The organism is Pseudomonas sp. RIT409, from assembly GCF_003052515.2.
In the GTDB taxonomy this organism is placed as follows: Bacteria; Pseudomonadota; Gammaproteobacteria; order Pseudomonadales; family Pseudomonadaceae; genus Aquipseudomonas.
Genome location: NZ_QARE02000002.1, coordinates 359,975 through 374,438 on the forward strand (window position 1 = coordinate 359,975; position 14,464 = coordinate 374,438).

The following is a 14,464-nucleotide window of genomic DNA, read 5'->3' on the forward strand; positions in this document are numbered from 1 at the left end:
ATTCGTGGCCGATGCCACAGGCGAGAACGATATAAAGCATGGAAACGCGCGCAGATCTGCTGATTGTCGGGGCCGGAATGGTCGGTAGCGCGTTGGCGCTGGCGTTGCAAAACAGTGGTCTGAATATTTTGGTGGTTGACGGCAGCCCGTTAAGCGTCAAACCGTTCGATCACTCAGCACCCTTCGAGCCGCGCGTCAGTGCCTTGTCGGCGGCCAGTCAGCGAATTCTTACGCGCCTGAACGTCTGGGAAGGCATCGCCTCGCGGCGGGTCAGTCCTTATGGCGAGATGCACGTTTGGGACGGCAGCGGCACCGGCAACGTGCATTTTTCAGCCGCCAGCGTGCACGCCGAGGTGCTGGGCCACATCGTGGAAAACCGGGTCGTCCAAGATGCTTTGATAGAGCGCTTGCACGACACCGATATCGGGTTGCTGGCCAATGCGCGGCTGGAGCAGATGCGCCACTCCGCAGATGACTGGCTGCTGACGCTCTCCGATGGTCGCAAACTGCGTGCCCCACTGGTGGTGGCCGCTGATGGAGCGAACTCGACGGTACGCCGCATGACCGGCACCGCCACGCGGGAATGGGACTACATGCACCATGCCATTGTGACCAGCGTGCAGACGGCCGAGACCCATCACCAGACGGCGTGGCAACGGTTCACGGACGAAGGCCCGCTCGCCTTCCTGCCCCTTGCCCGCGGCGCAGAGCACTGGTGCTCCATTGTCTGGTCCGTGACGCCGGATGAGTCAGAGCGCCTCATGAAGCTAGGAGAGCAAGCCTTCTGTCATGAGCTTCAGAACGCTTTCGAAGGCCGCCTCGGCAAGGTCCTCGCAGTGGATCCGCGCCTGTGCGTACCGCTGCGTCAGCGACACGCCAAACGCTATGTAGCCGAGGGGCTGGCGCTGATCGGTGACGCCGCCCACACCATTCATCCGCTGGCGGGGCAGGGCGTGAACCTCGGATTTCTCGACGCTGCAGTGCTGGCCGAAGTGCTGCAGTCGGCAGCGGAGCGGGGCGAACGATTGGCCGACGTTAAAGTACTGAGCCGTTACGAGCGTCGTCGCATGCCCCATAACCTGGCGCTGATGGCGGCCATGGAGGGGTTCGAGCGTTTATTCCAGGCCGATCCACTGCCGCTTCGCTGGTTGCGAAACACCGGTTTGAAAATGGTCAACCGGTCGACCGAAGCCAAGGCATTGTTCGTCAGGCAGGCGCTCGGGCTGGCCGGAGATCTGCCGGAGCTGGCAAGGCTCTGATCCTCCGTCCGGCCTGATCGGCGGTGGGGTGAGGCGTCCAGGACGGACGCCTCACCCCACACCTCTCGGGCAGCCACGCTTCAATGCATCGCTGCGCCGCCGATCGAGGTACGGATGCGTCCTTCGACACGGCGCTTCAACAGACGTTGTTCCAGCAGCAGGCGCGAGCCTTGAGCCGCATTGGCCCGTCCCCACTCTTCCAGCAGTTCGAGGCAAGAGTGGTCGATGTAGCGAAGGTTGCCCAGCGGAACATGCAATGTGGTGCCCGGTGGGACGCTGCCCAGAGCCTGCGTCAGTGCGGGCACCTTGAGGAAAGTCGCAGCGCCATTCAGGCGCAGTTCCATTTCTCCCTCGGCCTCCAGGTCGACAAAGTTGATCTTCAGGCGCGATGCGTTCAGTGCCAGCTTGACCAGGGTCAGACCGAATCCAATCAGCACGCCGGTCAGTAGGTCAGTGAGGATGATCGAACTGGCCGTGGCGGCGTAGATAAACATCGGCATCCGGCCATAACGACCCAGTCCGCGTAGCGCCTTGAGATCGACCAGCTTGAAGCCCGTGAACACCAGCACGCCGGCCAGGCTTGCCACCGGGATGCTTTGCAGCACGCTCGAAAGCAACATCACGAATGCCAGCAACCAAAGGCCGTGAAAGATCGTGGACATGCGCGTTCTGGCCCCTGCCTGGACGTTGGCCGAGCTGCGGACGATCACCCCGGTCATGGGCAATGCGCCGACCAGACCGCAGAGCATGTTGCCAATGCCCTGAGCGCTGAGCTCTTTGTCGAAATCCGAGCGCGGCCCGTTATGCATTCGGTCCACGGCAGCTGCCGACAGCAGTGTTTCCGCACTGGCGATGAACGCCACGGCAGTCGCGGCAATCAGTACGGCGGGGTTGGCGAGGTTGAGCAGATCCCCCGGGCTCAGCCAATCGATGGCTTCAGCGAGGTTGGCCGGGACTTCCACACGATTGACGTCTAAATTCATGAGCAAGCTGATCGCTGTCGCGATACCCACGCCCAGCAGCGCGCCGGGAACGAAGCGCAGCGACGAAGGGCGAGCCTTTTCCCACAACCACATCACGGCAATGGTGCCCAGCCCCAGCAGGCCCGCCTGCATACCGCTGCCCGGCCCGATGGCACCGAACAAGGTCTCGGGAAAGGCAATCAGGTTGTCCAGCCCAGAGGGTTTCGGGCCACTGTCGAACATGACATGCACCTGGGAAAGTACGATCAGCACGCCGATACCGGCCAGCATCCCATAGACCACAGCCGGGGCGGTCACCCGGAACCAGCAACCGAGTTTGAGTCGTCCAGCGACCAACTGCAGCAGGCCAGCCAGCACCAGTATCGGCCCGAGCATGGCCATGCCGTGTTCACGCACCAACTCGAACACCAGGACCGCCAGCCCAGCGGCCGGCCCGCTGACCTGCAAAGGCGAGCCCGCTAGCCAGCCGACCACGATGCCACCGATGATCCCGGTGATCAGGCCCTTTGCCGGTGGCAGGCCCGACGCGATGGCGATTCCCATGCACAACGGCAGGGCCACCAGAAAAACCACCACGGACGCCAGTAGCTCCCGTGGCAACAACGACTTCAGATCTGCAGTAGCCATGACGACTCTCCGGAAAAACTTCAGGCGTGACAAATCCCGACGGCGCGTGCGAAGCGCGGCCGTTACAGGCTTGAGTGGGGGTGAAGCGGTCAGTGCCGATGCAGGCTCACGGGGGTGAGCCTGCGATCAGCCGGCGATCAATATCGCGCGCGCGGCGGCGTCGCCGTCGGAATGGCATCTTCGCTGTCCAGCGGCAGGAAGCGGTCTTGCTCGGCGTCGTAGGCGCGGATTTCGCTGGTCTCGATGTCGTAGACCCAGCCATGAATGAACAGCTGGCCGCTGGCGAGCTTCGAGGCCACGGACGGGTGAGTGCGCAAGTGCTGCAGCTGGGCGATGACGTTCTCTTCGGTGAGGACGTGCATGGTTTCGTGCTCGCCGGTGCAGCTGCAGTTGTGCTCGACCACGGTCCTGGCCACTTCGGCGTGACGTAGCCAGGCTTTGACCGTTGGCATCTTTTCCAGGGTATCCGGGTTGAGCACCGCACGCATGGCACCGCAGTCGGAGTGGCCGCAGATGATGATGTGCTGAACACCCAGCGCCATGACGGCGTACTCAATGGCGGTGGACACGCCACCGTTCATCGGGCCGTAAGGTGGAACCACGTTGCCGACGTTACGGGTCACGAACAGGTCGCCTGGCGAGCTCTGGGTGATCAGTTCCGGGACGATGCGTGAGTCGGCACAGGTGATGAACATCGCGCGCGGATGCTGGGCAGTCGCGAGCTTTTTGAACAGTTCTTCCTGTTGCGGGAAAACGTCATGGCGAAAATGCTTGAAGCCATCGACGATGTGCTGCAGCGCCTCGTTGGCGGATTCGGCTTTGCCCGAGGCCTGGGGTGCGGCGGCCTGAGGCTGTTTATCCCTGTTGCTCATGTCTCATCCTCTCTGTCGGATTGAAGTGGAGTTTCCAGTGATTCCTGTGGACGACCCACTTTTTTCTGGCATGACGGACAATTCCATCTGTGCGCGACCAGTCGGTCACTTGCGAAACACCTTAGCGATAGAAACTTAATTGAAACTGAATGCATCGCTCTAGCTCGCGGGTTTGGCTTAAGAAAATCTTAACCTGCGGCTGTACCCACGCCTGTAGCAGTCCATTTTGCAGGATGCAGCGCCCTCGAGACCGGTACCACCTGCGCACCGGGCTGCGCCAGAGAGCGTCGCACGGGTCGTGAGCAACTGACAGTCAAGACGACATCGGAGTCACAACAAAGACATCTGGCCGCCCGGCGGACAGAAGGCTTCACAGTCCAATCTGAAACTGTCGCGCCGGTTCAGGCCCAATTTCTTCACCGCCATACTGTAGCGCTGCGCCAGCAGTTCGGCGAACACCCCTTCACCCCGCATGCGCGATCCGAAACGGCTGTCGTACACCTGGCCGCCTCGACTCTGGCGCACCAGGCTCATGACGTGCTCGGCTCGCTGTGGATAATGTGCCTGCAGCCATTCCTCGAACAGCGGGGCCACCTCCAATGGCAAACGCAGCATGACGTAGCTGGCACTCAACGCCCCGGCCGCCTTGGCCTCGGCCATGAGTTTTTCCAGCTCCATGTCGTTGATCATCGGAATCATCGGAGCCAGCAGGACACCCACGGGTACGCCTGCGTCGCGCAAGACGCGGATCGCGCGCAGCCTGGCCTTGGGCGCGGCAGCCCGAGGTTCGAGGATACGCTTGAGTTCATCGTCCAGCGACGTGAGGCTGATGAATACCGACACCAGATTGAGTTTTGCCAGTTCAGCGAGAAGATCCAGGTCGCGAAGGATGAGTGACCCTTTCGTGATGATCGTGACCGGATGACGATAGCGAAGCAGCACTTCGAGTGTGGCCCGAGTGAGGTTGTAGTCCCGCTCGATGGGTTGGTACGGATCGGTATTCGCGCCCAGGGTGATGGGGGCCACTTGGTAGCCGGGTTTGGACAACTGTTGTTCGAGCAGCGCGGCGGCGTTGGTCTTGGCGATCAGCTTCGTTTCGAAATCCAGGCCGGGAGACATGTCCCAATAGGCATGGGAAGGACGCGCATAGCAATAGATGCAGCCGTGTTCGCAGCCCCGGTAGGGGTTGATCGAGCGATCGAACGGAATGTCCGGCGAGGTGTTGCGCGCAATGATGCTCTTGGCGGTTTCCAGGGTCACCGTCGTGCCTTGCGTCAAGGGTGCTTCCTGGTACCAGCCATCGTCCTCGGCGACCGAGCGGTTGGGTGCAAAACGATTGTGGGGATTGGTGGCCGTGCCGCGGCCACGCGGGGGCAACTGAACGGACATGCTCACCTCACGAGTACTGTTTTTATATACAGTATCGCGAATCATTCTTTGGCTCCATGCCTTTTCTCCGCTTTGAGTGAGCCCGCCGATCAGTGGCTCAACGATTCTTTGACATCCGTCTCACATCATCTTGACCCACAGCTACTCACACTGACCGCACCTTAACCACCACTCTGTTGGACGGTATGCCACGATGCGCATTCGACTGTTTGCTTGTTTTGCGGCCGCACTGTTTGGGTTGTGCATGGGCGGGCTCGTTCAGGCTGAAGATCTCCAGACGCCTGCCATGCGTCCGGGCGAATGGGCGCAACCCATCGACAAGCATTACAACCTTTACCAAATCACCCCGAGCCTCTATCGCAGCCGCTTGCCTGACGCTGCGTCGCTTCCTCTTCTGAAGACGCTGGGCGTGGTTACCGTGGTCGACTTTCTCAAAGAGAGCGATGACACATGGCTGACCGATCCATCAGTGACGCAGGTGCAGATCCCGCTGCAAGCCGCGCATATCGATGACGCCGACATCCTTCAAAGCTTGCGCGCCATCCAGACGGCCCAGCAGAAAGGCCCGGTGTTGATCCATTGCAAGCATGGGCTGGATCGGACCGGCCTGGTGTCGGCCATGTACCGCATCGTCATTCAAGGATGGAGCAAGCAGGCTGCGCTCGATGAAATGGAGCATGGTGGCTATGGCAGCGAAGATAGCCTCAGGCACGGCATCGCCTACATCAATAACGTGGATGTTGTGGCGTTGAAGAAAGCATTCGACAGCGGCGCCTGTAGCACCAGTGGGTTTGCCGGCTGCGCGATCAAGGGTTGGTTTCAGAAGACTGATCTGGCCGGCGTGCCTACGCTCCTATGGCGCTTGTGAGTGTCAAGGCGCACCCGCGCTGCAACATCTGGTAACGGCTCCAGACGGACTTCGCGGATGAGATTCACTACCATTTCGCCTCATTTCAAACGCAAGAGATCCTCCGCATGCAGGCGAGCAAGCGTCTTCTGGCTGCCTTGGCATTGGCCGTGTTCGGCAGTGCTGCACAGGCCGCCGATGAAGTGGTGGTGTACTCATCCCGCATCGATGAGCTGATCAAGCCGGTTTTCGATGCGTATACCGCAAAGACTGGCGTGAAGGTTAAGTTCATCACCGATAAGGAAGCGCCGCTGATGCAGCGCATCAAAGCCGAAGGGCAGAACGCGACAGCTGACCTGCTGCTTACGGTAGACGCTGGGAACCTCTGGCAAGCCGAGCAAATGGGGATTTTGCAGCCGTTCACATCGCCGGTGATCGATCAGAACATTCCCTCACAGTATCGCTCTTCGACTCACGCCTGGACGGGCCTGAGCCTGCGCGCGCGCACCATTGCCTACTCGACCGACCGGGTAAAGCGCGAGGATCTGACGACCTACGAGGCGCTGGCTGACAAACAGTGGGAAGGGCGTCTCTGCCTACGCACCGCCAAGAAGGTGTATAACCAGTCGCTGACTGCCACCTTGATCGAAACTCACGGCGCAGAGGCTTCGGAAAAAATTCTCAAGGGTTGGGTCAATAACCTGTCCACTGACGTGTTTTCCGATGACATTGCGGTGCTCGAAGCGATCAACGCCGGGCAGTGCGATGTGGGTATCGTCAATACCTATTATTACGGCCGACTGCACAAACAGAACCCTGAACTGGCCGTCCGCCTGTTCTGGCCTAACCAGAATGATCGTGGGGTTCATGTGAATCTCTCGGGGATCGGGCTGACCCGATATGCACCCCACGCCGAGGCGGCCAAGGCATTGGTGGAGTGGATGACCGGGCCTGAAGCGCAGGCCATTTTCGCGGGCACCAATCAGGAATTTCCGGCCAACCCGAACGTGCCGCCCTCCGAAGAGGTGGCAAGTTGGGGGGCGTTCAAGGCCGACACCATCCCCGTGGAAATTGCAGGTCGGCGTCAGGCCGAGGCGATTCGCATGATGGACCGGGCCGGCTGGAATTGACCCTTGCTCCCCGCCCGTACGATCACTCTGATGTCCGAATGACGAAGTGGTGGGGATGAATCTGCGCGCGATGAGACCGCTGGGTCAGACGCGCTAGCTCATCCCCAGCAATGCGATGTAAATCCTGAAACGTGTGGGTTCCCCCTTGGCTCATCCTGCCCAGCGCCGCTGGTACCCTCTGGTTTACGCCATCGCAGCACTGGTGCTGCTGCCCCTGAGCGTATTGTTTCTATCCTGGCAGACCATCGATTACGAGATCTGGTCCCATCTATGGGAAACCCAGATGCCTCGGCTGTTGGGTAACACGCTGACACTCGTCGGGGGCGTGGGTGTCGGCGTGACGTTGCTGGGTGTCAGCCTTGCCTGGCTAACGGCACTGTGTGAGTTTCCCGGACGACGCTGGCTCGACTGGGCGCTGATGCTCCCCTTTGCCATTCCCGCCTATGTCCTGGCCTTCGTATTCGTAGGCCTGCTGGACTTCTCCGGCCCGCTGCAGAGCCTGATGCGTGAATGGTTCGGCGCGGGGGTCCGGTTTCCTCGCGTGCGTTCCACCGGCGGGGTCATCGTCGTGCTGGTGCTGGTTTTCTACCCTTACGTCTACCTGCTGGCGCGCACCGCGTTTCTTGCTCAGGGCAAAGGCCTCATGGAGGCGGCCCGTGTGCTCGGGCAGACGCCTTGGCAGGCCTTCTGGCGCGTCGCATTGCCGGTGGCCCGCCCTGCGATCGGGGCAGGCGTGGCACTGGCATTGATGGAAACCCTTGCCGATTTTGGCGCCGTCTCGGTGTTTAACTTCGACACGTTCACGACCGCAATCTACAAAACCTGGTATGGCTTTTTCAGCCTATCGAGTGCCGCGCAGCTCGCCAGTCTGCTCTTGTTGGCTGTGATGCTGGTGCTATACGGCGAGCGCCGCGCTCGAAGAGCCAGCCGGGCGAGCAATGAGCGGCCGCGCATCCAGGCGCTGTATCACCTCCATGGCATCAAGGCAGTGGCCGCCGCTGGCTGGTGTGGGCTGGTGTTCTGCTGCGCATTCGTCGTACCGCTGCTGCAACTGGTGGTCTGGGTCTGGCAAAGGGGGCGTTTCGACTTGGACGAGCGGTACACGGGGCTGATCCTGCATACCCTTTATCTGGGAAGCATCGCCGCACTGGTGACCGTCAGCGTAGCGATGCTGCTGGTGTTCGCTCGTCGCCTCGCCCCAACCCGTGGGATCCGCGCAGGCGTCAGCCTGGCCAACATGGGTTACGCGCTGCCAGGCTCTGTACTCGCGGTATCCATAATGCTCGCCTTCAGTTACCTGGACCGGGTCTGGGTGGTGCCTCTGTCCGCTTGGCTCGGCGGAGCGGGCAAACCTTTGCTGCTAGGGAGCCTGGCCGCGCTGGTGCTGGCGTACCTGGTGCGGTTTATCGCGGTGGCGTACGGCCCTTTGGAAAACAGCCTGTCACGCATCCGGCCGTCGCTACCGGAAGCGGCGCGCAGTCTGGGTGTCAGTGGTCCACGATTGTTTTTCAGAGTTTATCTCCCGCTGCTGATTCCCGGGACGCTGAGTGCGGCCCTCCTGGTGTTCGTCGATGTGCTCAAGGAGATGCCCGCGACGCTGCTGATGCGGCCGTTTGGCTGGGATACGCTGGCCGTGCGCATCTTCGAAATGACCAGCGAAGGTGAATGGGCGCGTGCCGCCTTGCCGGCACTGACGCTGGTGATTGTCGGTTTACTCCCCGTGATTGGCCTGATCAGACGTTCGGCCAGACCTATCGGCTAGGTGCGGGGTCCCCCCCATGCGGCTACAATGCGCCGCAATCGACAAGGTCTGTCAGACAATTCCGCAAGTACGCAAAGGTGTCAGCCCCCAGATCCGGGGGAATTGCGGTGGGTGGTGTGATGGATCGCGTCTTCGCTACAGGGCGATGTGAGACCGCACTGGCTTTGCAACGTCCTGGCCCGGAAGGAGAAACCCATGGGATTGCGCACCCCTCTGTTCGACCTGCATCTGGCCCTTGGCGCCAAGCTGGTCGATTTTGGCGGTTGGGACATGCCGTTGCACTACGGCTCACAAGTCGAGGAGCACCATCAGGTGCGTCGCGATTGCGGTATTTTCGACGTGTCGCACATGCACGTCATCGACATCACTGGCAGCCAGGCCAAGGCGTGGTTACAGCACCTGCTGGCCAACGATGTCGGCAGGTTGCAGCGTACCGGGCGTGCACTCTATACCGCGATGCTCGACAACCACGGCGGGATTGTCGACGACATGATCGTCTACCTGACCGAAGCGGGTTATCGTCTGGTGGTCAATGCGGCCACCGGTGCCAAGGATCTGGCCTGGATGAATGCTCATCGGGCCGGTTTCGACGTCCACCTCGCTCATCGTTCCGAACTCGCCATGCTGGCCATTCAGGGGCCGCATGCCCGGCAGAAGATCGCCGAGCTCGTCACTCAGGCTCGCACCGAACTGATCCATACGCTCCAACCGTTCGAGGGGCAGCAGGAAGGCGACTGGTTCATCGCTCGCACAGGCTACACCGGTGAGGACGGCCTGGAGATCATCCTGCCGAGCGAGCAGGCCTGCCGCTTCTTCAACGACATGGTGGGTGCGGGTATTTCGCCGATTGGCCTGGGGGCGCGGGACACATTGCGCCTGGAAGCCGGCATGAACCTGTATGGCCAGGAAATCGACGAGCAGGTAACTCCTTTGGTCTCCAACATGGCGTGGACCGTCGCATGGTCGCCACCGGAGCGCGACTTCATCGGTCGGGCTGCCTTGGAGGTCGAGCGTGCAAAAGGCGTTGGCTCGAAGCTGGTAGGGCTGGTGCTCGAAGAGCGAGGCGTCCTGCGCGCCCATCAGGTCGTCCGCATAGCGGAAATTGGCGAAGGGGAGATCACCAGTGGTAGTTTCTCTCCTACGCTGAGCAAGTCCATTGCGCTGGCGCGCGTGCCGACGGCGACTGCCGACCGAGCCGAAGTGGAGATTCGGGGCAAGTGGTACCCGGTCCGCGTGGTTCAGCCGACGTTCGTGCGTCACGGCAGAGCCCTGATTTAACCTGTTTTGAACAGCCACCCTTGGCGGGTTTTCCGCTGACCTGATGAAGTAGAGAGGATAAAGATTATGAGCACTATTCCCGCCGAACTGCGTTTTGCCGAGAGCCACGAGTGGGCGAAGCAGGAGGGCGATCTGATCGTCGTCGGTATTTCCGACCACGCGCAAGAAGCACTGGGCGATGTGGTGTTCGTCGAATTGCCGGAAATCGGCAAGGTCTTCGCGGCGGGCGACGCAGCGGGTGTCGTTGAATCGGTCAAGGCGGCTTCCGACATCTATTCGCCGGTGGCCGGTGAGGTGGTTGAGGTGAACGAGGCGCTGGGCGATACCCCGGAAGAGCTCAACAACTCGCCTTATCAGTCGTGGATCTTCAAGGTCAAGCCGAGCGACGCCACTGGGGATTTGGCAAAATTGCTGGATGCTGCAGGGTACAAGGCTGCTATCGGCGAATGATTCTTGCGCGTGCTTGGTTGGGCACGCGAGCTTGCCGCCGACCAGAAAGAGTCAGCCTCGGCAGAGATTGACTCGGTACTTGGCGGCAAGCCAACAGGCTTGAATGGATGTTACTGTTCGGCAACCAGGTTTTTGGCCAGAATCGCATTGGCCAAGTCCATATCCGATGCGTTCAGACTCGGATTATCCTTGCGCACCTGATCCAGCGCCGCTTCCAGATAAGGGCCGCGAATGGCGCCGTTGCTGGCGACGAAGCTGCCCGCATCGTCCTGTGCTGCCACAATCAGCTTGTGATGCCGAAAGGTCAGGTAGGTCGAACCGGTGGTGGCTCCGGACGAGATGACATCACGAAGGAAGCCGTCAGCCATGGCGGAACCGACTGGCAGGGACAGCAGGGCTAATGTGGCTACAGCGAGTTTTAGACGCATGACGGGTTACTCCGACTTGGGGTTGTTCTGAAACGATTTGATACGCCCAGCCTCCATCTAGTTCCGCAAGCACGGAACAGGTCAGAGCGCCTGGACTTTCAGAATCGCCCCGTCTTGAGCGATCACTCTGACTCGGTCACCTGCAGGCGTATCGGGGCCGACCACCATCCACACGCCATCGCCGACCTTGATCTTGCCTCGCCCATCGACAATCGCGTCGTGCACGACGAAGGTCTGGCCGATCAGTTCCGAGCCCCGCATATTCAGACCCGGCTGATCGGACTTGCGCCATACGCTGCGCTGACGCCGCCACCAATACAGCGCTGTGCACACCGCAAAGACCGCGAACAGCAGAAACTGCAGCTCCCAGCTCAGGGTCGGCGCGATGTACGTGAGGATGCCCACGGCTGCGGCTGCGACACCGATCCACAGCAAATAGCCTCCCGCGCCGAATACTTCCAAAATCAGCAATACCGTGCCGAACCCCAGCCAGTCCCAGAACGATAGATTTTGCAGGTAGTCCCACATGGCTCAGACTCGCTTCCCGGTATCGGTCTTGGGCTTGTCAAAGGTCGCTTTGACAATCTCGCCGATTCCGCCCACCGCGCCGATCATCTGGCTGGCTTCCAACGGCATCAGGATCACCTTGCTGTTATTGGCCGAGGACAGCTTGCCCAGCGCATCGATGTATTTCTGCGCAACGAAATAATTGATGGCCTGCACATCACCGGCGGCGATGGCCTCCGACACGACCTGAGTCGCCCGAGCCTCGGCTTCGGCCTGACGTTCGCGTGCCTCGGATTCCAGAAATGCAGCCTGACGCTCGCCTTCCGCTTCCAGGATCTGCGCCTGCTTCTTGCCCTCGGCCGTCAGAATGGCGGAGGCGCGCAAGCCCTCGGCTTCGAGAATCTGCGCGCGCTTGATCCGCTCGGCTTTCATCTGCCCGGACATGGCCGCCATCAGATCCGCGGGCGGGCTGATGTCCTTGATTTCGATCCGGGTGATCTTGATGCCCCACGGTGCCGTGGCCTCATCGACGATCCGCAGGAGGCGCTCGTTGATACCGTCGCGCTGGCTCAGCATGGCGTCCAGTTCCATTGAGCCGAGCACGGTGCGGATGTTGGTTTGCAGCAAATTGCGAATGGCATGCTGCAGGTTGTTGACCTCATACGCCGCCTGGGCGCAGTTGACCACCTGATAGAAGCACACGGCGTCGATCTGAACCGTGGCGTTGTCGGAGGTGATGACTTCCTGGGGCGGGATGTCCAGCACGGTTTCCATCATGTTGATCTTGTGACCGATCCGGTCCATGACCGGAACGATGATGTTCAGGCCCGGCTTGAGGGTGTTGGTGTAACGACCGAAGCGCTCCACAGTCCACTGGTAGCCCTGTGGCACCACCTTGAAACCCATGAAAACGATGGCAATGGCCAAGGCGACGAAGAGTAAAACCACACTGCCGATTTGCATAACATGTCCCTGTTGACGGTTGCTGAAAAGAATCCGAATGAACAGAGGATACGGTGATCGGAGCGCTCTCTGCGACTGATTGTTGTAACGGAGAAGCAGCTTATCGCTGCTCACTCTGCGGTGTGACTCGCAACACTTCTTCGACGGTAGTCAGCCCCGCGGCGACTTTCTGTGCCCCTGACAGCCTCAAGCTGCGCATGCCGTCCTTGAAGCCTTGTCTGCGGAGGGCTGTAAGGTCCAGGTCGGCAGTGATCAAGGTCTTTACCGCATCAGACATCAACATGATTTCGTACACCCCCGCGCGGCCCCTGTAGCCCGTGTCGCGGCATTCGGCACAGCCTACCGCCCGATGCGCGCCGCTGGGAACGGGCGCTTGCCAAGGGCGGGTCAGGGTCTGCCAGTCCACCTCGTCGAGCTCCACCGGTGCCTTGCAGTGCGGGCACAGCGTACGGACCAGTCGCTGTGCCATCACGCCAAGGATTGTCGCCTTGAGTAGATAGTGGGGCACACCCAACTCCAGCAGGCGGCTGATGGCACTCGGCGCGTCGTTGGTGTGAAGCGTCGAGAGCACAAGGTGACCGGTCAAGGCCGCCTGAATGGCCATTTCTGCTGTTTCCAGGTCGCGGATCTCGCCAATCATGATGATGTCGGGGTCCTGCCGCATCAGGGCCCGCACGCCGCTGGCGAAGGTCAGGTCAATGTTGTGCTGGACCTGCATTTGGTTGAAGGCTGGCTCGACCATCTCGATGGGGTCCTCGATGGTGCAAAGGTTCACTTCGGAGGTCGCCAGCTTTTTGAGGGTCGTGTAGAGCGTGGTGGTCTTGCCGGAACCGGTCGGCCCGGTGACCAGGATGATGCCATTGGGCTGATGCGTCATGCCTTCCCAGCGTCGCAGGTCGTCGCCGGAAAAACCCAGTTGGTCGAAGTCCTTGAGCAGCACTTCCGGGTCGAAGATCCGCATCACCATTTTCTCACCGAAGGCGGTCGGCAATGTCGACAAGCGAAGTTCCACCTCGCCGCCATCGGGCGTCTTGGTCTTGACCCGGCCGTCCTGTGGCTTGCGCTTTTCAGCGACATTCATCCGGCCCAGGCTTTTCAATCGACTGGTAACGGCCATCGTCACCTGCGGCGGGAATTGATAGACATTGTGCAACACGCCGTCGATGCGGAAGCGCACGGTCCCGGCTTCGCGACGTGGCTCGATGTGAATGTCGCTGGCACGCTGCTGGTAGGCGTACTGAAATAGCCAGTCGACAATGTTGACGATGTGCGCATCGTTGGCGTCCGGCTCCTGGTCGCTGGCGCCGAGCTTGAGCAACTGCTCGAAATTGCCTACGCCGCTGACTTTCTGATCGGTTGCGCTGGCGCCACTCACGGATTTCGCCAGCCGGTAGAACTCGACGGCGAGCTTCTGCACATCCACGGGATTGGCTACCACCCGCTTTATCGGCATTTTCAGGACGTGCATCAAGTCCGCTTCCCACGCCTTGACGTAAGGCTGGGCGCTGGCGATGGTCACGCACTCGCGATCCACGGCCACTGCGAGGATCTTGTGGCGCTGGGCAAACGCGTAAGACATCAGGGGCGTCACTGCGGCGACATTGATCTTCAGGGGGTCGATGCGCATGTATGGCTGGCCCGCTTGCTCGGCCAGCCACGCGGTGAGGGTTTCCAGATCGAGTTTCTTGCCAGGGCGCTTGAGATTGTCGAATTGCTGGCTGGCAAGGAATTCCAGTGGGTGGGTCTGCAGATTCTGCGCGCTGCGACGCAACGTCAGCGCTAATTCGGCATTGTCCTGATCGAGGTATCCCTGCGCGACGAGGTCACGCAGTAGTTCATTCAGATCCAGCCAGCGGTCCTGGGAAGAGGGGGCAAGGACAGACATGCGGGCTCCTTTGGACGAGACAACTCACTTCGCGAGTAAGCAAGAGTAGTCCCAAGCGTGCCAGTTGTTGCGCCCTGCAGGTAG

At 60.7% G+C, this 14,464-nt stretch carries 13 protein-coding genes; 6 read left to right on the forward strand and 7 right to left on the reverse strand.

Annotated features, from left to right (window positions below; all coding sequences use genetic code 11):
• Window positions 1–38 precede the first annotated feature (38 nt).
• On the forward strand, window positions 39–1,259 hold the full coding sequence (locus DBP26_RS04220) for a 2-octaprenyl-3-methyl-6-methoxy-1,4-benzoquinol hydroxylase (protein WP_108236110.1): 1,221 nt from the start codon (window positions 39–41) through the stop codon (window positions 1,257–1,259).
• Between the two features lie 80 nt (window positions 1,260–1,339).
• Here DBP26_RS04220 and DBP26_RS04225 read toward each other — a convergent pair whose 3' ends face one another.
• From DBP26_RS04225 to DBP26_RS04235, 3 genes are all read right to left on the reverse strand, one after another.
• Window positions 1,340–2,869 (reverse strand): SulP family inorganic anion transporter, encoded by a 1,530-nt coding sequence (locus tag DBP26_RS04225; protein WP_108236109.1) that lies wholly within the window; start codon window positions 2,867–2,869, stop codon window positions 1,340–1,342.
• 137 nt (window positions 2,870–3,006) lie between these two features.
• Complete coding sequence (locus DBP26_RS04230) at window positions 3,007–3,741, reverse strand: carbonic anhydrase (RefSeq protein WP_108236108.1); 735 nt, start codon at window positions 3,739–3,741, stop codon at window positions 3,007–3,009.
• A gap of 330 nt (window positions 3,742–4,071) precedes the next feature.
• Complete coding sequence (locus DBP26_RS04235) at window positions 4,072–5,130, reverse strand: PA0069 family radical SAM protein (protein WP_108236419.1); 1,059 nt, start codon at window positions 5,128–5,130, stop codon at window positions 4,072–4,074.
• A 193-nt stretch (window positions 5,131–5,323) separates the two neighbouring features.
• Between DBP26_RS04235 and DBP26_RS04240 the strand changes: the two genes are divergently transcribed.
• The 5 genes from DBP26_RS04240 (at window position 5,324) to gcvH (ending at window position 10,597) form a co-directional block, all read left to right on the forward strand.
• Complete coding sequence (locus DBP26_RS04240; RefSeq protein ID WP_256601071.1) at window positions 5,324–5,998, forward strand: dual specificity protein phosphatase family protein; 675 nt, start codon at window positions 5,324–5,326, stop codon at window positions 5,996–5,998.
• Between the two features lie 107 nt (window positions 5,999–6,105).
• The gene (locus DBP26_RS04245) at window positions 6,106–7,107 is read left to right on the forward strand and encodes an extracellular solute-binding protein (protein WP_108236107.1); all 1,002 of its coding nucleotides are present in this window, start codon (window positions 6,106–6,108) and stop codon (window positions 7,105–7,107) included.
• Between the two features lie 145 nt (window positions 7,108–7,252).
• The gene (locus tag DBP26_RS04250; RefSeq protein ID WP_108236417.1) at window positions 7,253–8,869 is read left to right on the forward strand and encodes an iron ABC transporter permease; all 1,617 of its coding nucleotides are present in this window, start codon (window positions 7,253–7,255) and stop codon (window positions 8,867–8,869) included.
• 195 nt (window positions 8,870–9,064) lie between these two features.
• Window positions 9,065–10,147: a glycine cleavage system aminomethyltransferase GcvT gene (gene gcvT, locus DBP26_RS04255; protein WP_108236106.1), complete on the forward strand. Its 1,083-nt coding sequence runs from the start codon at window positions 9,065–9,067 to the stop codon at window positions 10,145–10,147.
• A gap of 66 nt (window positions 10,148–10,213) precedes the next feature.
• Window positions 10,214–10,597, forward strand: coding sequence for a glycine cleavage system protein GcvH (gcvH, locus tag DBP26_RS04260; protein WP_108236105.1), 384 nt, complete (start codon window positions 10,214–10,216; stop codon window positions 10,595–10,597).
• A 110-nt stretch (window positions 10,598–10,707) separates the two neighbouring features.
• Here gcvH and DBP26_RS04265 read toward each other — a convergent pair whose 3' ends face one another.
• The 4 genes from DBP26_RS04265 to DBP26_RS04280 form a co-directional block, all read right to left on the reverse strand.
• On the reverse strand, window positions 10,708–11,025 hold the full coding sequence (locus DBP26_RS04265; protein WP_108236104.1) for a DUF2388 domain-containing protein: 318 nt from the start codon (window positions 11,023–11,025) through the stop codon (window positions 10,708–10,710).
• A gap of 81 nt (window positions 11,026–11,106) precedes the next feature.
• Window positions 11,107–11,553: an NfeD family protein gene (locus tag DBP26_RS04270; protein WP_108236103.1), complete on the reverse strand. Its 447-nt coding sequence runs from the start codon at window positions 11,551–11,553 to the stop codon at window positions 11,107–11,109.
• A gap of 3 nt (window positions 11,554–11,556) precedes the next feature.
• Window positions 11,557–12,495: an SPFH domain-containing protein gene (locus DBP26_RS04275; RefSeq protein WP_108236102.1), complete on the reverse strand. Its 939-nt coding sequence runs from the start codon at window positions 12,493–12,495 to the stop codon at window positions 11,557–11,559.
• A gap of 100 nt (window positions 12,496–12,595) precedes the next feature.
• On the reverse strand, window positions 12,596–14,380 hold the full coding sequence (locus DBP26_RS04280; RefSeq protein ID WP_108236101.1) for a GspE/PulE family protein: 1,785 nt from the start codon (window positions 14,378–14,380) through the stop codon (window positions 12,596–12,598).
• Window positions 14,381–14,464 lie beyond the last annotated feature (84 nt).